Source organism: Mycobacterium haemophilum DSM 44634 (assembly GCF_000340435.2).
GTDB lineage: Bacteria > Actinomycetota > Actinomycetes > Mycobacteriales > Mycobacteriaceae > Mycobacterium > Mycobacterium haemophilum.
On the sequence record NZ_CP011883.2, the window covers coordinates 4,073,611 to 4,096,189 of the forward strand.

A 22,579-nucleotide genomic window follows, 5' to 3' on the forward strand; every position below is an offset into this window, starting at 1 on the left:
GCTTCGCCAATGCCAGTTTTAAGCAAGACCGTCGAGATCGGTACCGACGTTGCAACGATCATGGCCATCGTCGCCGATTTCGAGTCGTACCCACAGTGGCATGAGTGGATCAAAGGCGTCTGGGTGCTCGCTCGCTACGACGATGGGCGTCCCAGCCAGTTGCGCATCGACATCGACTTTCAAGGCATGCAGGGCACCTATATCCAAGCCGTGTACTACCCGGACGTGAACCAGATTCAAACCGTCATGCAGCAAGGCGACCTGTATTCCAAGCAGGAGCAGCTGTTCTGCGTGACGGAGGCCGAGGCGGGCAGCGTGCTGACGGTGGATCTCGATATCGAGCTCACCCTGCCGGTGCCCGCGCCCATGGTGAAGATGCTCCTCAACACCGCACTCGACCGCCTCGCCGAAAAACTCAAGCAGCACGCCGAACAGTTGCCCCCAGCTAGGGACGACGCCAACTAAACGGGGTGCGGAATTCGCGCCTCGCGTTCACGCGCTAGCTGAACTGGCCACGCTCAGCGCGTGTCGTTCTACCGACGCCCGTAGCCTGCCCGCTGCGCGGACACGAAAAGGGTTGGCGGCATTGTGTCCTCGGCATCGGGCGGAACGTTGCGGCCGTAGCGAGCCATCAGCTCCCTGAAGGTTGCCGCCGAGACGTCCCAGCCGCGATCGCGCAGCCAGTCGGCGACGGCCGTGCGCTCCTCGGGATACCAAAGGTCTTCGTAGTCCGTGACGTCGGTATGGGCCAGCTTGGCCGCCACATCCCGCATGCGCTGCATCTCCTCCCGCTGGCGCCGCACGAGGTCGGGGTCGAGGAAACCCTCGCCGGGAACGTTGGAAGCCAGCCAGCTGCCGCCCGAGCTAAGCGCATGTATGCGCTCAAACAACAGGTCCTGCGCTTGCGCCGGCAAGTAACGCACCAGTCCCTCCGCCGACCAAACGCACCGCTGTGATGCGTCAAACCCAGCATCCTGCAAAGCCTTTGGCCAATCTTGACGGAGGTCGATCGGAACTTGCACCAGCTGTGCCGTCGGATGCGCACCGTGCTCTCGCAACGTGGCGGATTTGAATTCCAACACTTTGGGCTGGTCAAGCTCGTAGACGACGGTGCCGTCGGGCCATGGCAGCCGCCATGCCCGTGCGTCCAAGCCCGCCGCCAAAATCACCACCTGGCGAACACCAGCGTCGGCGGCGGCGAGAAAGAACTCGTCAAAGAACGCGGTCCGGGTAGCCATGAAGTCGATCATCAGCTGGATCCGCGCCGGTATCGTCGGGTCCAGCTCCGATGCCGCGGCATGCAGCGTGGGATTGGCGTAGATGCTCCACATTCCGTCGCCCGCCGCGTCCACGAACACACGCGCGAACGGGTCGTTGATGAGCGGATTTTCGCTCTCGGTCTCCGCGGCGCGCGCCGCAGCAACACCTAGCGCGGTGGCTCCCACGCTCTGGGTAATATCCCAGGAATCATTGTCGGTACGCGGCATCGCCTCTGCCTCCCAGCCAGAAAATTAGTTCCACTTCATTCTTTCAGCTGCCGACCGCCGGGCCCGCTCATTAAGAATGGCCTACGCTTTTTCCCAGACACTGGACAGCTCGCAGCGGAGCGCCGTGACATCAACGCCGACACGCACGCAGCAGAAGTCTTCGCCCGCCACGGGCGACCTCGACGAGATCGTCGCCGATTACACCGATGATTCCGTGATAATCACCGCGGCCGGAGTCTCGCGGGGCAAGGTGGGCCGCCGATTCAGCGGTCAGCCGCGGTGACGACGGCGTCGACACGTTCGTATTCCGGGACGGCATGGTCAAAGTCCTTGCCGCACTGGCCGACTCCGACATGCCGCACCACCACTTGATCGCCAGCTGCGCCGACCCCACTGTGCTGGGCGATGCCGCGGCGTGCCGGCCTTGGCTGGTAGCGGCTCAACAAATTTGACGTCGACCGTCTTGCGGGTGGTCCCATGCTCATGGCAAAACCAGCTCCAAACTGGTCCTATCCCCCTGGCAAACGACATCCACCTATTCGGTCCCTCAGCTCGCATAACCACGGCTCAAAACGACCGGGACAGATCACCCCGGACCAACCGATCGGGGTCGGGCCAGTATGACCAGCCGAGCGCGCCATAGTTCGAGACACACCCAACTCCTGCTTGCCGACTCCGATCTCGGCCGCGACGCGGGCCACCGGGCAGCTCGTCGCGATCACCCAGGACAAACTGCTTCGAACTACGGGTCCAATTGCCTTGCCGGTGAGGGTTAAACCCGATTTTGCGCAGGCGCGTGAATGAATAACGTTGCTCTGAGACGAAAAAGGAACATGCAAAGAACAGAGGAATCTGAAGAACAGAGGAATCTGATGACATTCACGACTAGGACGGCAGTGACGCTTTTCGGTGGTGTAGCCATCCTTGTCTCAGCGGTCGGATACGACGCTGGCGTCGCCGGTAAGTCGGCAACTAGGACGACGACAACCACCCCTTCGTTCAGCGTAACGGCAGCACATCCGTTTCCGACTGGTCCCAGAGGTCACACCGGCAAGAGCGGAGTTAGTGACCACCAGGGTTGTATAATCGGCCTCAACTGTGGTTGTATCCCGCACCGCACGTGTGGACGTCAGCTGGTGCGGCCGCCGGCCCAACTCGATAGGGGGCCAGCCCCGCACGATGGCGGCGGCCGTGGGGATCAGCCAGCGGTTCCGTGAACGGCAGGCTTCGGCAGATTGAGCGGTCCGTCGTTTGTGCTGCCGATGCGCTGAAGATCGTATTGACCATATTGACGGCCATCAGGGCTCGGTCAGGCCGGTTCTGATCGCGTATCGGGTTAGCGCCAAGCGGTCGCGCAGGCCCAGCTTCTGTAGGGTGTTTGTCCGGTGCCGGTCCACCGTTTTGTTGCTGATGCCAAGGGTTTCCGCAATTTCGCGAGCTGAGTGGCCCTCAGCGATTAGTTTCAGCACTTCCTCCTCACGTGGCGTGAGAATGGTGTCGGGCAACGCATCACCTTGCCGTGCTCGGCGCAGGTATTCCCGGATCAGGGCGGTCACCGCACCGGCATACAGAAATGGCTCACCGCGCATGGTCGCCCGGCACGCCTCGAGTAGATCGCGGTCGGCCACGGATTTGAGGACGTAGCCAGATGCGCCGACCCTAAGCGCTTCGAAGAAGTACTGCTCGTTGTCGTACATCGACAACATTAGTATCCGCACACGGGGGTGCCTGCGGTGGATCTCTCGCGCAGCCTGCAGCCCGGTCATCCTCGGCATCGCGATGTCGAGGATGGCCAGGTCGACGGGGGTGTCGTCGAGAGCCGCGAGCGCCTCGCACCCGTCGGCAGCCTCGGCGACCACGCAGAGGTCCGGCTCAGCATCCAGGATCATCCGCAAACCACTTCGCACGAGCGCGTGGTCGTCGGCAAGCAGGATGCGCGCTGGCTGCGACACCATCATCGGTTTCGACCAGTCGACGGCAGCGGTACCACTAGCCTGACTTCAGTCCCCTCGGTGGTCGGCGAGGTGATCCTCAGGGTGCCATTCACCAGCAGTGCGCGTTCACGCATACCGCTGATCCCCGCGCCCTCGGAGACTATCCCGCCGCGGCCGTCGTCGGCGATCCGCAGCGTGAGTTCGTTTGTGGTGACATGAAAGTCCAACCACGCCTTGTTGGCGCCGGAATGGCGGGCGACGTTGGTCAGGCTCTCTTGGGCGATGCGGTAGCAGACCAGCTCGACGTCAGGCTTCAGCCGGTCGGATTGCGGGGCAATGTGTTTGACGACGTCGACACCCGTCGCTTGTGGGAACTCGTCGCACAGTGCATGCAGCGCGCTCGGCAAGCCAAGCTCATCAAGCGCATCCGGGCGCAGTCGGCGAGCGATGCTACGCACCTCATCGAGGCTGGCGCGCACGGTTTCCTGAGCGTCCCGGAGTTCGCCGCATATCTTAGGGGGCGCGCAGTCAACGGCCCGCTTGAGGCGCAGCAGGGCGACGGTGAGGGTTTGGCCGATCTCGTCATGCAATTCCCGGGCGATCCGTTGACGCTCGTTTTCCTGCGCGTCCAGCGCCGCCGCGCTCGCGGAAGCCCGCTCGGTTTCGAGCCGGTCCAGCATGGCGTTGAAGGACATGATGAGGTGGTGTAGGTCGCCATAGCCTCGGTCGTCGTGCATGCGGGGGCTCCGCCGGGGCGGATCGACCCGCCGCATAGACGCAGCGAGCCGGTCCAGGGGGGCAAGCTTCGAGCGCAGGAGCAGCGCGTTGGCGGTCAACATGACCGCCAACCCGACCACAAGGACCGGGATCTCTGCCAGCTTGATGGGCTTCGACACGGTTGCCGGCGACATAACGAGGACCAGCGTGCCGAGGGTAAAGATCAGACCGTTGATCAAAACAACCCAGCGAAACAAACCGCCCGCTGTGATTATCGCTCGTCGCCGAAATATGTTGATCACCGCTGAGCGAAGCTTCACACCACTAGCCTGATACGGGAACAACAGGTTTGTCCATACAGGTTTAATTCCCCCGCAAATGGGTGTCAAATGCGATAGCGATTGGCCGATCGGCGACCAAGACTGAAAGTCATGTGCACAGGAGCGTCGAGGCATATCGACCGGATAGCGGTGTCCAGCAGCGTTGGTCTGGATCAGATCTGCATCTGGGATGGTGCGCGCTGCGATAGGTTGGCGGACTCGGACAGCAACCGGCACCTATTCGCAACCAATGTGGACCTTGCGCGCATCACCGACCTGCTCAGACCAACCAAGGGATCAGCCCTAGGGGGCGCGATGAATGTCATCTGATAGCTCACCGGCGAGACGGATCGACCCCACGCCTTCGCAATTCGTTTCTGGCACTTCCAATGGCCCCTTCGCCGACGTCTGGTAACCGGCACAACAGACCCGCAACAATCGTCGCTTCCCGTCCGCTGAGCGGAGCGAGGAAACTTCGACCTAAGAGGAGACGAAACCAATGTCACGATTTGACATAGGAACGGAGTCCAGTATCTACGACAGGGTCGGTGGCCATGAAGCCCTTGAGCTCGTTGTCGAGGACTTCTATGCCCGTGTACTTGCCGATGATCACCTGTCGAGGTTTTTCACCGGAACGAATATGAACCGCCTGAAAGGCCGGCAAGTCGAATTCTTTGCGGCCGCTCTCGGCGGCCCGGAGCGATACACCGGCGTATCGATGAAGCAGGTGCATCAAGGTCGTGGAATCACCAAGCACCACTTCAATCTCGTGGCAGGGCATCTCATAGACTCGCTGTTTTCGGCTGGAGTCCCCTCGGACACAGTCGTGGAAATATTCGGTGTGATTGCGCCGCTGGCGGACGACATCGCATCGGGGGACGCCGTCACAGCACACCGCTGAATGTGCCGCGCGCAACTCCCTCACCTAGGGAGTGTCAAGGATCAACCGACGGCATACATTTGCTGAGCGCGCCCGAAGGTGCGCGCCTGAAGATGCGCGCCCGAAGGGATTCGAACCCCTAACCTTCTGGCGTATTTTACGCGCACAGCTCCATCCATCAGAGTCTTTTAAAGTATTGCTGTTCAACAGGATACGAAGTCATGGGTCCGTGTCAGTCCATACGAATATTGTTGGATTTGCAGGTGTTTGTATCAGCAAAATGGAGACTCAGCGGCAGGGAGAAGTCATGACCAACCACACATGTATGCGCTGCGGGCTAGAGGTCCGCTGCTCGCACGGAAGCTGGGCGCATCGGCATCCCGCCGCCGTCACAGCCGGACTCTTCACCTTGGTGTAGATGTCGATGATAATCAGCACCCACCCCGCCGCGACGCGCACGATGACCGCGCTGGGCGCCGGCGCAATCGGGACGTGGCTGCTCGCCTGTGAGCGGCGCCGGCGGGAAGCACTCGCTGGCCCGGGCCGACCACTGGTCGGTCACACAGCCGATTCGCCGAGGATAAGAGCTGATGTTGTCCACGCGCCAACCCGTCGACCTTTGTGGCGCCTGTCATCGACAGATGAGACTCACACGCAGAGCCGCGAGGTAGCGCGGCTACCTACGCCGGCATCGTCGGTAGTCGGGGCAGTTTCCTAGACCGGAATTGGTTCGATGCCAACGACCGTTGTAGGTACACACGGAACCTATAAGAAAACGGGGATTATGTTATAGGTTGTGGTCGTGGACCCAACAAGGTTTGTAGCTCCCGAATGGGGGCGCGCCGTCTCGACCGGAGGACCAGCGGCTTACTACGCCTTCGTCCCAATGCCCGTTCCCGACGAGCTCACCCTGGCACCCGGAACCATCATGTTGCTATCCGAGGCGGACTCGGCGCTTGGGAGACTGGCTGGCGCCGGGCGGCTTCTGCCCGATCCGCACCTTCTGGTGAATGCCTACATCACCCGAGAGGCGGTGGCGAGTTCGCGAATCGAGGGTACGCAGGCGTCTGTAACCGAGGTGTTCGACGCGGCCGTCACCGGAGTCACCGCGCGAGCCGACGTCCAAGAGGTACGCAACTACATCCGTGCGCTCAGGCACGGCTTGGATCGGCTCGACGACGGCTTTCCGCTTTCTCTACGCCTGATCAGAGAGATGCACGAAATCCTGCTCACCGGAGTCCGTGGTCAGGAAAGAACCCCCGGAGAATTCCGTCAAACCCAGAACTGGATCTCGTCTCCCGACAACCAACCCAAAACGGCTCGTTTCGTTCCTCCCACGATCGAAAACATGTGGAAATCACTCGACAATTGGGAGAAATACTTACACATTGACCAGCCCAAGCTTCCCCTGCTTGTGCGTTGCGCGCTGCTTCATTTTCAATTCGAGACGATCCACCCGTTCCTCGATGGCAACGGCCGAATAGGTCGACTGTTCATCATCTTGTACCTGGTCAAACTCGGACGGCTACCTACTCCTTTGCTCTACATATCGAGCTACTTCGATCAGCGTAAAGAGGAGTACTACGACCGGCTCCAGTTCGTCCGCGAACGTGGCGAGATCAAGGAGTGGCTGGATTTCTTCCTGCTGGGTATCGCCGGTCAAGCAGCTGACGCAGTAACCCGAGCCGAAGAGCTCGCAGACCTGCGCGAGAGCTATCGACTCAAGTTGCAGGGATCTAGAAGTCGTGCAATCGAAGTGGCGGATCTGCTGTTCGCCAATCCGATCATGACCGTACGTGCGGTGCAGAAGCGACTCGGAGTCAGCCAACCCGGTGCCACGAACTTGCTCCGCACGCTTACCACGGAGGGCATTGTTCGGGAGGTGGGCGAAGGACCGGGGACGCGTCATCGTTGGTTCGCCGACGCAGTTCTTGGAGTACTGGATCCGTAGCCGCTGCTAAGTGCCGGTTGCCACCCACTTGCCGGACGCGGCCAGCCCCTGAGTTCAAAACCACCGCACGGGGCGAATCTTCGAGATCGAGATCACCAAGTTCGTAATGGACGGACACGAGATTCGTCCCTTGCTGCTCGCATCGATCGATCTGCACCCCAAGCAAGATAGCTACTACACGGTTTGCCGAGCTCCCGTATCTCTCGATCGAAACCGAACAAGCGCTCTACCTAGTTCCTAACGAGTTACCGAATAAGCCGGCTGACTACTTTGCAGTGGCCTATACCGACTTAACTGGTCGAAGGTGGGCGGTTGATACCCGATGGGAAAGTTCAACGGATCTTCTGAGCCGGCTTCCTGCCGACTCGCTTTCCGAAAGAGGAGACTAGGTAACCGTGAGCCCTGGCGACGTCATTGACCCTGGCGCCGGCGGCGCCGGTACAGAAGCTACAACGGTCGGCCCGACTGCGTTCAAGATTGAGATACCAGGCGTGTCGTTCCGGACGGTCTTTCTCGAGATGATCTTCAACCCGAGTGGAGGCGAGCCAGTGTCTTCTGATGATGGAGGGCTCAAGGTCTTAGCGACGGGCACGGGCTTTTTCTATCGAGTGGACGGCCATGACTTCATTCTGACCGCCAGGCATAACGTCACTGGGCACCATTGGGAGACAAATGAATTCTTATGCTCGGACTATTCAGTGGAGCCGACGCACCTTCGCCTTGCCCTTCGCGGTAGCCCACCGCCCCAGGGATGGTCGACAACACTCGGCAGCGACCAGATGCTCATACCTTTCGCGCGTCATCTAATTCCCCTTGTTGATGAGGGACTGAATCCGTTGTGGCTCGAACACCCCGAATACGGTTCGGCGATGGACGTCGCCGCGGTCGCCTTCAGCAACCCGGACACCGACCACCTCCTGATCATCCCCTGGGAGCATCCAGACGATGACAGTGGGGACTCGAAACTGTGGATAACGCAAGATGTCTCAATCATCGGCTACCCATTCGGCCTCACCAATGGACCTCTCCTTCCACTCTGGATTCGCGGGACAATCGCCTCAGACCCGGCCTTCAACTACGTCCACCGAAACCAGACCTTGCCAGCATTCCTTATTGACGCAAGGACACGAAAGGGACAATCCGGTTCACCCACAATCCTTTTCCGCCTGCCGGGAACCCCCCTGCCATCCGAGGATGGCCGCTTCCAATGGACGCTCGGCACACACTCGCGTCTGCTGGGCATCTACACCGGCCGGATTTCGAAAGACTCAGACCTAGGCTTCGTCTGGCGTATCGACGACGTGGCCAGCATTTGCACAGACGGCGTGCGTCCGGCGCGCGACGCCGCCGACTAAGCCCGTTACGATCACCGGCACTCTGATCGACCACGGCCGCATCGCCGGCAAACCCGTGCACCGCCAGGACGAGCGTAAGGGCAGCGCTCCCCCGCACACTGTCGTGCTGCCTCGGTTCGGAGTCGAATCGCCGACCGGGTTGGTCAGCAAGTCCGGGATGGACGGGCCGGTGTACGCCAACCGGGACGGCGGATGGACGAGCCTGAACAACATGCGGCGGGCACTGCGAGCAGCACTGCCGGCCGATCCGTCATGGGTGACCACCCACTCGTTTCTGCGGACGGTGGCCACCGTCGTCCGCGATGCCCTAGGGGCCGGCGCTGGCTCAGCAGCAGCTCTCCCACGCGAAGCTGGCGACCACCGAGGCACACTACCTTCAACGGCAGACCCGCGGCCCCGAGGTACGGGCCGTGCTGGATAAATTCGCTGGCCAGCAAAGTGGAGACTAAAAGTAGCGGGAAAGTATCAAATTCCGGGCGTGTCGCCTCGAGGTTTCAGACTTGTTTCCGCTGGTAGAAAGCGCGCCCGAAGGGATTCGAACCCCTAACCTTCTGATCCGTAGTCAGATGCTCTATCCGTTGAGCTACGGGCGCCTGTCTTTAGTTATGTCCGTGGCGGAGGCGAGAGGATTTGAACCTCCGGTCCCCTTGAAGGGGGACAACTCATTAGCAGTGAGCCCCATTCGGCCGCTCTGGCACGCCTCCTTTGACCCCCTGAGGGTACCCGACCCCTTCCTGGAATCCCTGAACCGCCGGAGGCATAGCGTACACAGCGGCAACATATGCTGTCGAAGTGACTGCCCGCCTGCGGCCCGAGCTGGCCGGGCTGCCAGTTTATGTGCCTGGTAAGACAGTGCCCGGCGCCATCAAACTGGCCAGCAACGAGACTGTGTTCGGACCGCTACCCAGCGTGCGCGCGGCCATCCAGCAAGCCACCGACACCATCAACCGCTATCCCGATAACGGTTGCGTGCAGCTCAAGGCGGCGCTAGCCAAGCGCCTCAGTTCGGTGAGCTCGGTAGATTTCGCCCCCGAGCATGTGGCCGTCGGTTGCGGTTCGGTCAGCCTTTGCCAGCAGCTCGTCCAGATCACTGCCTCGGCCGGCGACGAGGTGGTTTTCGGGTGGCGCAGTTTTGAGCTCTATCCGCCGCAAGTCCAGGTCGCCGGCGCGACCGCCGTTAAAGTGCCGTTGGCCAACCACACCTTCGACCTTTATGCGATGCTCGCCGCGATCACCGACCGCACCCGGCTGATCTTCGTCTGCAACCCGAACAATCCGACGTCCACCGTCGTAAATCCGGACGCGCTGGCCCGCTTCGTGGAGACGGTCCCGCCGCACATCCTGATCGTCATTGACGAGGCCTACGTCGAATACATCCGCGACGGTCTGCTGCCCGACAGCCCGGCGCTGGTCCGGGCCCACCCCAATGTCGTTGTGCTACGCACCTTTTCAAAGGCCTACGGGCTGGCCGGTCTGCGGGTCGGCTACGCGATCGGCCATCCCGACGTGATCACCGCGCTGGACAAGGTCTACGTGCCGTTCACCGTGTCGAGCGTCGCACAGGCCGCCGCCATTGCCTCGCTCGACGCCGCCGACGAGCTGCTAGCGCGCACCGACACCCTGGTCGGTGAGCGCGCCCGGGTCAGCGCCGCGTTACGCGACGCCGGGTTTACGCTGCCGCCGACACAAACCAACTTCGTCTGGCTGCCGCTGGGACCTCGCACACTGGATTTCGTTGAGCAGGCCGCGAATGCGCGCATCGTGGTCCGCCCGTACGGCACCGACGGTGTCCGAGTCACCATCGGCGCACCGGAAGAAAACGACGCCTTGCTGCGGTTTGCCGGTGACTGGATTGCAGGTACCGAACCGAGGAGTACCCGATGAGCTTGGCGCGCAACATGGCGAAGTTACCGCCACCATGGTGTATGACGGCCAACCCGTGCACGACCACTTCAAGAAGATCGACGACGACGCGGTGATGGGCAGCATGAACGGCAAAGGCGTCCTGGATAACGGCCGGTACTACTACTTCTATCTGGAGCGGCTGCTATAGGCCTATAGATAGGTGTGCCTGAGGCGCTGAGCTTCAGGAAGTGAGCCCGAGACCCCGGCCGGACGACCGTGACGCTCGGGCTTCGCGGTTCCTGGGTCGTTTCTGACATCACGGACGTTAGCTGCGTAGGCGTAGTCGTTGACAAGTCGTGTTAGGAACGGCAGAAACGTCGCTGGCGGCGATAGCTCACCAATGTGTCTAGCCGGACAGGTAGACTGCATGATGCTGGATTGAGCCTGGTAAACCAGGTTCTGGCACCGCCTCTTGTTGTGACGGGCCGTACTGCTCTACCCCGTTCCAGGTCCATGGCCTCGATTTCGAGGCGGCATCGGAAGGAGGCGATACGTAGCAACGGTGACAACACGAAACCCGTTGTAGTAACTGCCCACAGCTTATGACGGCAAGAGCGTATTAGAGAGCGACATGGACAATTCTGATTCTGTCTCGCCCACGTCTCCGGGTTCGCCGGGGCCCACTTCTGATTTCTGGCAGACGCTGCTAACCGAAGGTCACGCTCGCTATAGCAGAGAGCGGCACCTGTTCCGATTATTACCGTCGGAACCGCGCTGTAAGGGTTGCAGTAACCCGTTCGGCGGCGTGGTGGGTCGCATTTTTGCTGCCGCAGGCTACGCACGGTCGCGCAAGAATCCCAACCTGTGCGTCCGCTGCTGCGAAAGGATTCCCCCCGGCGGAGCCGAGGTCGACATTGCGGTGTTGTTCGCCGACGTGCGCGGGTCCACCACCATGGGCGAGGCCACCGCAGCCTCGGACTTCGCTGCGCTGCTCAACCGGTTTTACGGAGCCGCGACGCGGGCTCTGCTGCGCAGAGACGCCGTGGTTGACAAGTTGATCGGCGACGAAGTCATGGCGTTTTTCGTCAAAGGCATCAGCGGCCCCGAATATCGGTCGGCAGCAGTTAACGCGGGACGAGATCTGTTGCAAGCCGTTGGCTATGGCACGCAGGAAGGCGCCTGGCTGAACATCGGTGTGGCGGTTAATGCCGGCGTGGCATACGTGGGCAATGTTGGCGAAGCTGTCGTGGACTTCACCGCGCTTGGCGACCCGGTCAACGTTGCGGCACGGATGCAGCAACAAGCGGCCGGCGGCGAATTACTCGTCGCCCGCGGTGTCGCAGACGAGCTGGTGGGCCAGGCACCGGTGCGCGCGCTTTCCCTGCGTGGACACGCGAAGCCAGTGGAGGCCTTCGTCCTTACCGCCTGAACCTGGGCGAACCGCTGACACGCTACGGTCTTGATATGGGCTCAGACACAAATCGGGCATATGAATCCGTCACCGTCGAAACCAAAGATCAGGTTGCACAGGTGACACTGATCGGACCGGGCAAGGGCAACGCGATGGGGCCCGCCTTCTGGTCGGAAATGCCGGAGGTATTCGCAGAGCTGGACGCCGACCGTGAGATACGGGCCATCGTTATCACCGGATCGGGCAAAAACTTTAGCTACGGCCTGGACGTGCCCGCGATGAGCGGGACGTTCACCCCGTTGTTGGCTGACGGCGCGCTGGCCCGCCCTCGCACCGACTTCCACGCCGAGGTGCTGCGGATGCAGAAGGCGATCAACGCCGTCGCCGATTGCCGCACGCCCACGATCGCGTCGGTGCACGGCTGGTGCATTGGTGGCGCCGTCGACCTGATCTCCGCGGTCGACATCCGCTACGCCAGCGCCGACGCCAAGTTCTCCGTGCGGGAAGTCAAACTGGCCATCGTCGCCGACATGGGCAGTCTCGCCCGCCTCCCGCTGATCTTGAGCGACGGACATCTGCGTGAGCTGGCGTTGACGGGCAAAGACATCGATGCGGCCCGCGCCGAGAAGATTGGCCTTGTCAATGATGTCTACGACGACGCCGATACGACGCTAGCCGCTGCCCATGCCGCCGCCGCCGAGATCGCCGCCAACCCGCCATTGGCGGTCTACGGCGTCAAAGACGTCCTGGACCAGCAACGCCTCTCCGCTGTCTCAGAGAACCTGCGCTACGTCGCCGCGTGGAACGCCGCCTTCCTGCCGTCTAAGGATCTGACCGAGGGTATTTCGGCCACGTTCACCAAGCGGCCGCCGCAGTTCACCGGGGAGTAGGACCTGCGTTGACTTCCGACGGCAGGATCCGTGTCCCGACCGACCTCGATGCGGTAACGGCGATCGGCGACGAGGACCATTCCGACATCGACAGCGCCACCGTCGAACGGATCTGGCAAGCCGCCCGCCACTGGTACCAGGCCGGCATGCACCCCGCAATCCAGGTATGCATCCGACAACACGGGCGGGTAGTGCTCAACCGCGCGATCGGCCACGGCTGGGGCAATGCCCCGACCGATCCGCCCGATGCCGAAAAGGTCCCCGTCACGACCGACACGCCGTTCTGTGCGTATTCGGCGGCCAAGGCCATCACCGCGACCGTGGTCCACATGCTGGTGGAGCGGGGACACTTCGCACTCAACGACCGGGTCTGCGAGTACCTGCCGACCTACACCAGCCACGGCAAACATCGCACCACGATCCGGCATGTGCTGACCCACAGCGCGGGTGTTCCCTTCCCGACCGGGCCCAGACCAGACGTCACCCGCGCCGACGATCACGCGTACGCGCAGCAAAAGCTCGGCGAACTGCGCCCGCTCTACCGACCAGGATTGGTACACATCTACCACGCCCTAACCTGGGGTCCGCTGATGCGCGAGATCATCTGGGCGACCACCGGTAAGGAAATTCGCGACATTCTGGCCACCGAGATCCTGGACCCACTTGGCTTCCGTTGGACGAACTTTGGCGTGGCCACAAAGGACGTTCCGTTGGTCGCGCCGAGTCATGCCACCGGACGGCCGTTGCCGCCGGTCATTGCCGCGATCTTCCGTAAGGCGATCGGCGGAACCGTGCACGAAGTCATCCCCTACACCAACCAGCCGCAATACCTGACCACCATCGTCCCGTCGTCCAACACCGTGTCCACCGCCAACGAGCTGTCCCGGTTTATGGAAATCCTGCGTCGCGGTGGCGAACTGGACGGAGTGCGAGTGCTGCGCCCGGAAACACTGCGCGGCGCGGTCACCGAATGCCGACGCTTGCGACCGGATGTGGCGACCGGACTCATGCCACTTCGCTGGGGCACCGGGTTCATGCTGGGGTCGACCCGGTTCGGTCCATTCGGGCGCAACGCGCCGGCGGCGTTCGGACATCTTGGCCTGGTCAACATCGCGGTCTGGGCCGACCCCGAGCGCGGCCTGGCCGCCGGTGTGATTAGCAGCGGCAAGCCCGGTCAGGATCCCGATGCCGGGCGCTACGGCGCCCTGATGAACACCATCACCGCCGCGATCCCGCCACGCTAAAAAGCCGCTGCGCGAGCGTGCGCAAAATGACAGCCGCAGCGGCGTGTCGACGTACGGACACGCACGCTCGCGGTACCGGCACGCCACAAATGCGGTGGCGGAGGTGCGGTGGCGGAGGGATTTGAACCCCCGGACGGTGTTAGCCGTCTCTCGCTTTCAAGGCGAGTGCATTAGGCCGCTCTGCCACGCCACCCCGGACAAGGGTAAGACAAGAGTAAGGGGTAGTACCGTGACGGCATGCACGCCGTCGTCGCTGAATCACCCAAGCAACTGGTGTGGCACGAAGTACCCGATGTCACGGCGGGCCCCGGCGAGGTCCTGATCAAGGTCGCAGCGGCCGGCGTCAACCGCGCCGACGTGCTGCAGGCCGCCGGAAAATATCCGCCCCCGCCGGGGGCCAGCGAGATCATCGGTATGGAGGTAGCCGGCGTCGTCTCAGCAGTCGGCTCAGGTGTTACCGAATGGTCTGTCGGACAAGAAGTTTGCGCTTTGCTAGCCGGTGGTGGCTACGCGGAATATGTGGCCGTCCCCACCGGCCAGGTGATGCCGATCCCGAAGGGCGTCGACCTGGTCGACGCCGCGGGACTACCGGAAGTGGCCTGCACGGTGTGGTCGAACCTGGTGATGGTCGCTCAGCTGAGCGAAGGCCAACTGCTGCTATTGCACGGCGGGGCCAGCGGCATCGGAAGCCACGGGATCCAGGTGGCCCGAGCGTTGGGCGCCACGGTGGCGGTCACGGCCGGATCGCCAGGCAAGCTGGAATTCTGTCGCGACCTGGGCGCCCAAATCACCATTAACTACCGCGACGAGGACTTCGTCGCACGGCTGCGGCAGCAGACCGACGGCGCCGACGTCATCCTTGACATCATGGGCGCGGCGTACCTGGACCGCAATATCGACGCCCTGGCCACCGACGGACAGCTGATCGTCATCGGCCTGCAGGGCGGGGTGAAGGCCGAGCTCAACCTCGGCAAGTTGCTGACCAAACGAGCGCGGGTTATCGGCACCACGTTGCGGGCCCGGCCGGCAAACGGTCCGAACAGCAAAAGTGAAATCGTGGCCGCCGTCACGGCGAAGGTCTGGCCGATGATCGCCGACGGGGCGGTGCGGCCCATCATTGGAGCGCGCATGGCGGTCCAGCAGGCGGCTGAGGCGCACCAACGGTTGGTGTCAGGGAAAGTGTCCGGGAAGATCGTGCTCACCGTCTAACGACCGCAAGCATTTCGGAAAACCCGTTAGCCCAACGATGCCAGCGCGCGCACCAGCTGATCGACTTCGGCCGTCGTCGAATAATGCGCTAACCCGACGGTAACCGCGCCGCCAATATCATTGGCGCCCAGTACATCCAGCACTCGTGAGCGTGGGTCGCAAATCGCCAGAATGCCGTTGTCCGCCAGGCGCTGCACCACCCGGTCGGCAGGGACCCCTTGGTGCGTGAAACTGACGACCGGTATCCGCGCCTCCGGACGGCCGATCACCATCACCAACGGCAACGACCGCAACGACATCATCAGGTAGTCGAAGATCCGGTTCAGATACGAGCCGGCGGATTGCATTGACACCGATAGCCGTTCGCGCCTGCTGCCACGAGCCGACTCATCAAGTGCTGCAAGGTATTCGATGCTGGCGACTACACCGGCCAGCAGTCCGAACTGGTGCAAACCAACCTCGAGGCGCGCCGGGCCCGCGGCGTTAGGGTCCATCGACGCCGAGGTGAAGGTGTTAATCAACCCCGGGTCGCGAAACACCACCGCCCCGATCGGCGGACCGCCCCAGGCATGAGCGTTCACCGCCACCACATCGACCTCGGTCTCTTTGACATCGAGTAGCCGGTAGGGGGCGGCGGCGGAATGGTCGACTACGACTAGCCCGCCGACATCGTGGACCAGCTTGGTCATCGCCCGCAGGTCGGTCACGGTACCCAACGTCCCCGACGCGGATGTGACGGCCGCCAACCGGGTCGACTTGCCGATCAGGCTCTCCCATTGCCACGTCGGCAGCTCACCGGTCTCAATATCGACCTCGGCCCATTTCACCTTTGCGCCGTGGCGGTGTGCCGCCCGCAACCACGGAGCGATGTTCGCCTCGTCGTCGAGGCGACTGACAATCACCTCGTATCCCAGGCCGGCGCGCGACGACGACGCTGCGGCCAGCGATGACAGCAAGACCGCGCGATCGGCGCCCAGCACGACACCGGCAGGGTCAGCGTTGAACAGATCGGCCACCGAGACGCGCGCCGCGTCCAGCACCGCGGCACTGCGCTGCGCGGACGGGTGCGCACCCGATGTGGTAGCGCTGGATCTGCGGAATGCAGTCGACACTGTGGTCGCGACGGAATCCGGAATCAGCATCCCGGCCGGCGCGTCAAAATGCACCCAGCCGTCACCCAGGGACGGGTGCAGACCGCGCACCCGGGCGACGTCGTATGCCATGCCAGCCACCTTAGAGCTCCGCCATTCCGCGAATTCGCGACGGTAGCGGGTACCTAGAATCGCCCCAGCCGTTCCGACCAGTCGGGCATCGCGAGCAAGGTCACCCGGCCAGCCATACTAGTCGAGTGGGGCTGTGCTTCGGAACGCTGATCGCATTGTTTTTGCTGATCGCGCCGGGGACCATCGTCGCGCGTGTCGCTCAGCTAACTTGGCCGATCGCAATTGCGGTTGGTCCGGCGTTGACGTACGGCGTGATTGCGCTGGCGATCATTCCCTTTGGCGCGCTTGGAATACCTTGGAACGGTTGGACAGCGCTGGCCGCTCTGGTCGCAGTCGGCGCGCTGATGACCGCTTTTCAGCTGCTACTCGCCCGCTGCCGCGACACCGCGGCCTCGGGAGAAGCCGGGGCCCGAGGGATCAGCGGCCGGCCAGCCGTTACGGTGACGGCTGGAGTGTTGCTGGGCGCTCTACTGATTGGCTGGGCGGCCCACCGCGGCCTGCTGCACTGGCAATCCATCCCCAGCACCTGGGACGCGGTCTGGCACGCCAACACGGTGCGTTTCATCCTCGACACCGGCCAGGCGTCGTCCACCCACATGGGTGAGCTTCGCAACGTCGAGACCCACGCGGTGCTGTATTACCCGTCGGTGTTCCACGCCTTGGCAGCGGTCTACTGCCAGCTCACCGGGGCGGCACCCACCACCGGCTACACCGTGAGTGCGCTGGCGGCGTCGGTGTGGCTGTTTCCGGTCAGCGCAGCCATCCTCACGTGGCGGCTGCTACGCCCAGTTACGACGCAACAACGCGCCGCCGGGGCGTCGGCCACCGCGGCCGCGCTGTCGGCGTCGTTCACCTCGGTCCCCTATGTCGAGTTCGGGGTCGCCGCGATGCCGAACCTGGCGGCTTACGGGGTCGCGGTACCGACGATGGCCTTGATCACCTCGACGTTGCGCCACCGCGACCGCATCCCGGCGGCCGTTCTGGCGCTGGTGGGCACCTTCTCGGTGCATCTGACCGGCGGGTTCGTCGTTGTCCTTTTCCTGTTGGGTTGGTGGTTACTGGACGTGCTGTTGCATCCGGTGCACAGCCGGGCAGCCGACGCGTGGACCCTGGCCGCGGTGGCCGTGCCGACCGCGCTGGTGCTGGCGCCACAGTTCATCGGGGTGTTAAGGCAGGCCGACATCATTGCTGGGCACTCATTCCCCAGCTTTAAGAGCGTGAAACAGGGCGTGATCGATGCACTGCTGTTGCACACCCGCCACCTCAACGATTTCCCGACGCAATACGGTCTGGTGGTGTTGGCCGCCATCGGCATGGCGATCCTGCTGTACCAGAAAATCTGGTGGCCCCCGGTGGTTTGGCTGGTGCTGACCGTGGCGACCGTCTACTCAGGGGCGCCGTTTCGCGGCCCGATCGGCGACGCCATCGAAGGGTTCAGCCAGTTCTTCTACAACGATCCGCGACGGCTCTCGGCCGTGGTGACCATGCTGTTGACGCCGATGGCAGGCATCGCGTTGTTTGCCGGGGTGCTACTCCTGGTCGCCGGCGCTCAGCGAGTCACTGCCCGGTTCACACCGTTGCCCGGACCCGTCTGGGCGTCGGCCACCGCGGTGCTGCTGGTGGTCGCGACCGTGCTCACCGCCCGACACTATCTTTTTCGGCACCTGGTTTTGTTCGGTGACAAATACGACTCGGTGATGGTCAACCAGAAGGACCTCGACGCCATGGCCTACCTGGCGACCCTGCCGGATGCACACAACACCATCATCGGCAACGCCAATACCGACGGCAGCTCGTGGATGTACGCGGTGGCCGACCTCCATCCGCTGTGGACCCACTACGACTTCCCGCAGCAGACGGGCCCTGGCTATTTCCGGTACGCCTTCTGGGCTTACGCGCGCACCGGCAATCCGTGGGCCGTCGAAGCGGTCCGGGTGCTCAATATTCGCTACATCCTGACCACCAGCCCGACGGTGCGAGGGTTTGCCGTACCCGACGGACTAGTCTCACTAGAGAAATCGAAGTCGTGGACAAAAATTTACGACAACGGTGCGGCCCGAATCTTCGAGTGGCGCGGGAACGCCGCCGCGGCTCACGCCTAGAAAGTACGCAAGAGGATGGTGTTTGGATTGAGTACCGGCAACGATGACGACGGCATCGAGATCATCGGTGGGGTCGATCCGCGGGTCATGGCGATCCGCGACACGGATGAGGACGGGGACTCCGATGAACCTTCCCTGACCGACCTGGTCGAGCAGCCCGCCAAGGTGATGCGAATCGGCACCATGATCAAGCAGCTGCTCGAGGAAGTGCGCGCCGCGCCTCTGGACGAAGCCAGCCGCAACCGGCTGCGCGAGATCCACGCCACCAGCATCCGGGAGCTGGAAGAGGGCCTGGCGCCCGAACTACGCGAGGAACTCGATCGGCTCACCCTGCCCTTCAACGAAGGTGCAGCGCCGTCGGATGCCGAGTTGCGCATCGCGCAGGCTCAGTTGGTCGGCTGGCTGGAAGGGCTGTTCCACGGCATCCAGACCGCACTGTTCGCTCAGCAGATGGCCGCCCGCGCGCAGCTGGAGCAGATGCGGCACAGCGCGCTGCCGCCGGGATTGGGCAAACCGGGCCAAACAGGCGGTCACGGCACCGGACAGTATCTGTAAGCAGACTTAAGTAGTTCATGGTGTCGGGTCCTCATATCGAGACAAGCAATGCGTGGGTGGAATTTCCCATTTTCGACGCCAAGTCGCGTTCGTTGAAGAAAGCCGTGCTGGGTAAGGCCGGCGGCACCATCGGGCGCAACAACTCCAACGTCGTCGTCATCGAAGCATTGCGGGACATCACGATGTCGCTGGAGCTCGGCGACCGGGTTGGTCTGGTCGGGCATAACGGTGCCGGGAAATCGACGCTGCTGCGCCTACTTTCGGGTATCTACGAGCCCACCCGCGGTTGGGCGAAGGTCACCGGCCGAGTGGCACCGGTCTTCGATCTCGGGATTGGCATGGACCCTGAGATCTCCGGCTACGAGAACATCATCATCCGCGGCCTGTTCCTCGGGCAGACCCGGAAGCAGATGCTGGGCAAGGTGGACGAGATCGCCGAGTTCACCGAGCTCGGCGATTACCTGTCGATGCCGCTACGCACGTATTCCACCGGGATGCGAGTCCGGCTGGCGATGGGCGTGGTCACCAGCATCGACCCCGAGATCCTGTTGCTCGATGAAGGCATCGGCGCGGTGGACGCCGACTTCTTGAAGAAGGCACAGTCCCGGCTGCAGAGCCTGGTGGAGCGCTCCGGAATCCTGGTTTTCGCTAGCCATTCCAACGAGTTCCTGGCCCGACTATGCAAGACCGCGATGTGGATCGACCACGGAGTCATCAAGCTGTCCGGCGGCATCGAAGACGTGGTGCGTGCCTACGAAGGCGAGGACGCAGCCCGGCATGTGCGCGAGGTGATGGCCGAAACCGCCGCCGCGCAAAGAGCTTCCGGAGATGAGTGACTCCGTCTTCGCCGTCGTGGTTACCCATCGGCGTCCCGACGAGCTGGCCAAGTCGCTGGATGTGCTGAGCACCCAGACCCGGTTGCCTGATCACTTGATCGTGGTGGATAACGACGGTGCCCAGGATGGTTCCGACAGCCGGGTTCGTAATCTGGTTGCCGGCCAACCAATACCCACAACTTACTTGGGTTCACGCCGAAATCTCGGCGGGGCAGGCGGTTTCGCACTCGGGATGTTGCACGCCCTGGCACAGGGCGCTGATTGGGTATGGCTAGCCGACGACGACGGGCGCCCACAGGACACCCGGGTGCTGGCGACCCTACTGGCCTGCGCCGACAAGTACGGCCTGGCCGAAGTATCGCCGATGGTGTGCAACTCCGACGACCCGCAGCGGCTTGCGTTTCCGTTGCGACGTGGCCTGGTATGGCGCAGGCGCGCAAGCGAATTGCGTACCGAGGAGGGGCAGGATCTGCTGCGGGGAATCGCGTCGCTTTTCAACGGCGCGCTGTTCCGGGCATCCACCTTGGACTCGATCGGCGTTCCGGATATGCGGCTGTTCATCCGCGGCGACGAGGTGGAGTTGCATCGCCGGCTGGTCCGGTCCGGCCTGCCGTTCGGGACATGTCTGGAGACGATCTACCTACATCCCTGCGGATCCGACGAGTTCCGGCCGATCCTGGGCGGCCGGATGCACACCCAGTATCCCGACGACCCCATTAAGCGGTTCTTCACCTACCGCAATCGCGGCTACCTGTTGTCACAACCGGGTCTGCGCAAGCTGCTGGCCCAGGAGTGGCTTCGGTTCGGCTGGTTCTTCCTGGTGACCCGCCGCGACCCCAACGGGCTACGGGAGTGGATTCGCTTGCGCCGCTTGGGACGTCGCGAGAAATTCGGCAAGCCCGACATGAGAGGATCCTCATGACGCGCGCCGGCGACGATGCAGAGGAAAAGAGCGATGCGGGGGTACGCCCCCAGAGGGAGGTACCCCCACCCGCTTGCGGGGGAGAGGAGCGGCGCACATGACGTTTATTGACGCGGCGGCACAGTCACGGACCCTTGCCCGCGCTCGAGGTGATCTGATCGAGGGCTTCCGCCGCCACGAACTGTGGTTACACCTGGGCTGGCAGGACATCAAGCAGCGCTACCGCCGCTCGGTGCTAGGACCGTTCTGGATCACCATCGCGACCGGGACCACCGCCGTCGCGATGGGCGGGCTGTATTCGAAGCTGTTTCACCTGGAGCTGGCTGTGCACCTGCCGTACGTCACTCTTGGGTTGATCATCTGGAATTTGATCAACGCCGCAATCCTGGAGGGCGCCGAGGTGTTCGTCGCCAACGAGGGCCTGATCAAACAGTTACCCACGCCGTTGAGCGTGCACGTCTATCGGCTGGTGTGGCGGCAGATGATCTTGTTCGCGCACAATATCGTCATCTATCTCGTCGTTGCGATCATCTTCCCCAAATCGTGGTCTTGGGCCGATCTGTCGGTCTTTCCGGCGCTAGCGCTGATCATCCTCAATAGTGTGTGGGTGTCACTGTGTTTCGGCATTCTGGCAACTCGCTACCGCGACATCGGCCCCCTGCTGTTCTCCGTGGTGCAGTTGCTGTTTTTTATGACGCCAATCATCTGGAACGACGACACGCTGCGGCAGCAGGGCGCGGGACGCTGGTCAAGCATCGTCGAACTCAACCCGCTGCTGCACTACCTCGATATCGTGCGTGCACCACTGCTGGGTGCTCACCAGGAGCTGCGGCATTGGGCAGTGGTGGTGGCGCTAACAGCCGTCGGATGGCTGCTGGCGGCGTTCGCGATGCGGCAATACCGCGCCCGGGTGCCCTACTGGGTATAGCCCGGCGGCCCACGCCCGCCGAAGAGCTCACCCAGCTGGCCAGCAGGCTGGTCTCCCGGTAGAGAATCGGCTGCAAATTGCTTGTCGAATATTGATGACGACTGCGTCGTGATGATGTAACACTGAAACGCTACGAATCGAATTCGCGGTACACATGAGTAATCGGGCAACCCAAGACCGGACAAAGCAAGCTGGGCGCTCGGCGACAAGGCGGTCACCGGCGCGCCGCGAAAGGTCGACAATCGTGAGCGAGGAAGTCCAATCAACGGGTCTGGCAGATGCGGCGCGCAATCACCTCGCCGCGGAGCTGAACCGGCTGCGGCAGCGCCGTGATCGCCTCGAGGTCGAGGTCAAGAACGACCGCGGCATGATCGGCGATCACGGAGACGCGGCCGAAGCGATACAACGAGCTGACGAACTCGTCGTCCTTAGCGACCGGATCAACGAACTGGACCGCCGGCTGCGGACCGATCCGTCGCGGGTCGACGAATCGGAAGTGCTGCCCAGCGGTACCGAGGTGACATTGCGGTTTCCCGACGGAGAGGTCGTCACGATGCACGTGATCTCCATCGTGGAAGAGACCCCCGACGGCCGCGAAGCCGAGACATTGACCGCACGTAGTCCGTTAGGACAGGCCCTGGCCGGACACCAACCGGGCGACACGGTGACCTATTCCACACCGCAAGGAACAAACCAGGTCCAGCTACTGGCTGTGAAGTTACCCACCTAGCCGCTGCGCCGAGCAGTCGCTCAGAACCCGGCGAACAACC

General features: G+C 62.7%; 20 protein-coding genes, 3 tRNA genes and 3 pseudogenes. 18 read left to right on the plus strand and 8 right to left on the minus strand.

Annotated features, from left to right (window positions below):
- The first annotated feature begins 9 nt into the window (after positions 1-9).
- Positions 10-465, plus strand: coding sequence for an SRPBCC family protein (locus tag B586_RS18980; protein ID WP_047314824.1), 456 nt, complete (start codon positions 10-12; stop codon positions 463-465).
- Between the two features lie 68 nt (positions 466-533).
- On the opposite strand, the gene B586_RS18985 is transcribed toward B586_RS18980, so the two are convergent.
- On the minus strand, positions 534-1,487 hold the full coding sequence (locus tag B586_RS18985) for a class I SAM-dependent methyltransferase (protein ID WP_054879122.1): 954 nt from the start codon (positions 1,485-1,487) through the stop codon (positions 534-536).
- A gap of 76 nt (positions 1,488-1,563) precedes the next feature.
- On the opposite strand from B586_RS18985, the pseudogene B586_RS18990 reads away from it, so the two are divergent.
- Positions 1,564-1,810, plus strand: a pseudogene (locus B586_RS18990) (nuclear transport factor 2 family protein); the annotation flags it as partial.
- Here B586_RS18990 and B586_RS21515 read toward each other — a convergent pair.
- The 3 genes from B586_RS21515 to B586_RS19000 form a co-directional block, all read right to left on the minus strand.
- A complete protein-coding gene (locus tag B586_RS21515; RefSeq protein ID WP_168162490.1) occupies positions 1,751-1,972 on the minus strand; it encodes a hypothetical protein in 222 nt (73 codons plus the stop codon). The pseudogene B586_RS18990 and the gene B586_RS21515 sit on opposite strands and share 60 nt — an antisense overlap.
- An 813-nt stretch (positions 1,973-2,785) precedes the next feature.
- Positions 2,786-3,442 carry a response regulator gene (locus B586_RS18995; RefSeq protein ID WP_047314877.1) on the minus strand — a complete coding sequence of 219 codons (657 nt, stop codon included), beginning with the start codon at positions 3,440-3,442 and terminating at the stop codon, positions 2,786-2,788.
- Complete coding sequence (locus tag B586_RS19000; protein ID WP_236971333.1) at positions 3,442-4,458, minus strand: sensor histidine kinase; 1,017 nt, start codon at positions 4,456-4,458, stop codon at positions 3,442-3,444. Before B586_RS19000 ends, B586_RS18995 begins: the two co-directional genes overlap by 1 nt.
- 499 nt (positions 4,459-4,957) lie before the next feature.
- Here B586_RS19000 and B586_RS19010 point away from each other — a divergent pair, with 499 nt between their 5' ends.
- The 4 genes and pseudogenes from B586_RS19010 to B586_RS22335 all read left to right on the plus strand — a co-directional run.
- A complete protein-coding gene (locus B586_RS19010) occupies positions 4,958-5,359 on the plus strand; it encodes a group I truncated hemoglobin (protein WP_047314820.1) in 402 nt (133 codons plus the stop codon).
- 865 nt (positions 5,360-6,224) lie between these two features.
- Positions 6,225-7,289, plus strand: a complete 1,065-nt coding sequence (locus tag B586_RS19015) for a Fic family protein (protein ID WP_211141540.1) — start codon at positions 6,225-6,227, stop codon at positions 7,287-7,289.
- Positions 7,290-7,807: 518 nt separating this feature from the next.
- On the plus strand, positions 7,808-8,644 hold the full coding sequence (locus B586_RS19020; protein ID WP_236971439.1) for a trypsin-like peptidase domain-containing protein: 837 nt from the start codon (positions 7,808-7,810) through the stop codon (positions 8,642-8,644).
- Positions 8,628-9,093: pseudogene (locus B586_RS22335) on the plus strand (site-specific integrase); the annotation flags it as partial. The gene B586_RS19020 and the pseudogene B586_RS22335, both read left to right, overlap by 17 nt.
- A 71-nt stretch (positions 9,094-9,164) precedes the next feature.
- Here B586_RS22335 and B586_RS19030 read toward each other — a convergent pair.
- Positions 9,165-9,237 (minus strand) — tRNA-Arg (locus B586_RS19030).
- A 19-nt stretch (positions 9,238-9,256) separates the two neighbouring features.
- Positions 9,257-9,348: transfer RNA gene (locus B586_RS19035), tRNA-Ser, on the minus strand.
- An 88-nt stretch (positions 9,349-9,436) separates the two neighbouring features.
- Between B586_RS19035 and B586_RS19040 the strand changes: the two genes are divergently transcribed.
- From B586_RS19040 to lipE, 5 genes and pseudogenes are all read left to right on the plus strand, one after another.
- On the plus strand, positions 9,437-10,528 hold the full coding sequence (locus tag B586_RS19040; protein ID WP_054879118.1) for a pyridoxal phosphate-dependent aminotransferase: 1,092 nt from the start codon (positions 9,437-9,439) through the stop codon (positions 10,526-10,528).
- A gap of 16 nt (positions 10,529-10,544) precedes the next feature.
- Positions 10,545-10,697 (plus strand): annotated as a pseudogene (locus B586_RS20555) (DUF4334 domain-containing protein); the annotation flags it as partial.
- A 600-nt stretch (positions 10,698-11,297) separates the two neighbouring features.
- Positions 11,298-11,918, plus strand: coding sequence for an adenylate/guanylate cyclase domain-containing protein (locus B586_RS19045; RefSeq protein ID WP_231584623.1), 621 nt, complete (start codon positions 11,298-11,300; stop codon positions 11,916-11,918).
- A gap of 35 nt (positions 11,919-11,953) precedes the next feature.
- Positions 11,954-12,790 carry a crotonase/enoyl-CoA hydratase family protein gene (locus B586_RS19050; protein ID WP_054879117.1) on the plus strand — a complete coding sequence of 279 codons (837 nt, stop codon included), beginning with the start codon at positions 11,954-11,956 and terminating at the stop codon, positions 12,788-12,790.
- An 8-nt stretch (positions 12,791-12,798) separates the two neighbouring features.
- Positions 12,799-14,034 (plus strand): lipase LipE, encoded by a 1,236-nt coding sequence (gene lipE, locus B586_RS19055; RefSeq protein WP_054879116.1) that lies wholly within the window; start codon positions 12,799-12,801, stop codon positions 14,032-14,034.
- A 106-nt stretch (positions 14,035-14,140) separates the two neighbouring features.
- Here lipE and B586_RS19060 read toward each other — a convergent pair.
- Positions 14,141-14,227 (minus strand) — tRNA-Ser (locus B586_RS19060).
- 44 nt (positions 14,228-14,271) lie between these two features.
- Here B586_RS19060 and B586_RS19065 point away from each other — a divergent pair.
- Positions 14,272-15,243 (plus strand): NAD(P)H-quinone oxidoreductase, encoded by a 972-nt coding sequence (locus B586_RS19065; RefSeq protein WP_054879115.1) that lies wholly within the window; start codon positions 14,272-14,274, stop codon positions 15,241-15,243.
- Positions 15,244-15,269: 26 nt separating this feature from the next.
- On the opposite strand, the gene B586_RS19070 is transcribed toward B586_RS19065, so the two are convergent.
- A complete protein-coding gene (locus B586_RS19070) occupies positions 15,270-16,466 on the minus strand; it encodes a cysteine desulfurase-like protein (RefSeq protein ID WP_047314812.1) in 1,197 nt (398 codons plus the stop codon).
- A 125-nt stretch (positions 16,467-16,591) separates the two neighbouring features.
- Between B586_RS19070 and B586_RS19075 the strand changes: the two genes are divergently transcribed.
- The 6 genes from B586_RS19075 to B586_RS19100 all read left to right on the plus strand — a co-directional run bounded on the left by B586_RS19075 (position 16,592) and on the right by B586_RS19100 (position 22,539).
- Positions 16,592-18,568 carry a DUF6541 family protein gene (locus tag B586_RS19075; RefSeq protein ID WP_054879114.1) on the plus strand — a complete coding sequence of 659 codons (1,977 nt, stop codon included), beginning with the start codon at positions 16,592-16,594 and terminating at the stop codon, positions 18,566-18,568.
- Positions 18,569-18,583: 15 nt separating this feature from the next.
- On the plus strand, positions 18,584-19,123 hold the full coding sequence (locus tag B586_RS19080) for a bacterial proteasome activator family protein (RefSeq protein ID WP_156166447.1): 540 nt from the start codon (positions 18,584-18,586) through the stop codon (positions 19,121-19,123).
- Positions 19,124-19,140: 17 nt separating this feature from the next.
- Positions 19,141-19,959, plus strand: a complete 819-nt coding sequence (gene wzt / locus B586_RS19085; protein ID WP_047314810.1) for a galactan export ABC transporter ATP-binding subunit Wzt/RfbE — start codon at positions 19,141-19,143, stop codon at positions 19,957-19,959.
- Positions 19,952-20,881, plus strand: a complete 930-nt coding sequence (glfT1, locus tag B586_RS19090; protein ID WP_047314809.1) for a galactofuranosyltransferase GlfT1 — start codon at positions 19,952-19,954, stop codon at positions 20,879-20,881. The genes wzt and glfT1 overlap by 8 nt, the downstream gene beginning before the upstream one ends.
- Positions 20,882-20,978: 97 nt before the next feature.
- Positions 20,979-21,809 (plus strand): galactan export ABC transporter permease subunit Wzm/RfbD, encoded by an 831-nt coding sequence (gene wzm, locus B586_RS19095; protein ID WP_054879113.1) that lies wholly within the window; start codon positions 20,979-20,981, stop codon positions 21,807-21,809.
- A 244-nt stretch (positions 21,810-22,053) separates the two neighbouring features.
- The gene (locus tag B586_RS19100) at positions 22,054-22,539 is read left to right on the plus strand and encodes a GreA/GreB family elongation factor (RefSeq protein ID WP_047314807.1); all 486 of its coding nucleotides are present in this window, start codon (positions 22,054-22,056) and stop codon (positions 22,537-22,539) included.
- The last annotated feature ends 40 nt before the right edge of the window (positions 22,540-22,579 follow it).